At 58.4% G+C, this 483-nt stretch carries 1 protein-coding gene; it reads right to left on the bottom strand.

From position 1 onward, the window contains the following. Positions 1–483: TonB-dependent receptor domain-containing protein (locus AC0V2Y_RS29095; protein WP_475418501.1), on the bottom strand; the 483-nt coding region annotated here is incomplete at both ends.

The raw sequence follows: 483 nt of genomic DNA, 5'->3' as shown, positions 1-483 counted from the left end.
CGGGTCAGCGAGCACCTTCGACAGGGCCAGGGTGGAAATTTCATTATTGCGCTCAATCTGCCACACATCGAGCGTCGTCAGGAACGAGCTGCTGGGTTCCCAGGCGATGCCCAAGGTGAGGTTTTTCGCCGTCTCCGGTTTGAGATCCTTGTTGGCGCCGCTGCGATATGGAGAGTTGCTATCGCAGCCCAGGGTAAATCTGGCATTGCAGCGGGCCGTATCCTTGTACGACAAATAGGCATTGCGTACATCGGTCGAGTTTTCTACCAGCGTGGGCGCGCGGAAGCCTTTCGCATACGTGCCGCGTACCAGGAACGCTGGCGTGACCGACCATTTCATGCCCACCTTTGGCGTCGTCGAGCTGCCATAGTCCGAGTAACGGTCATGCCTTGCCGCCAGGCCGGCTTCCAGATTTTTCAGCAGTGGAATGGTGGCCTCGCCATACACGGAAGAGACATGGCGGTTGTTCGAGATGCCAGGGGG

The sequence above is a fragment of the Janthinobacterium sp. BHSEK genome (genome assembly GCF_056174685.1).
Note: the sequence above shows the minus strand (reverse complement) of the source record. Positions and strands in the feature narration are given on the sequence as shown.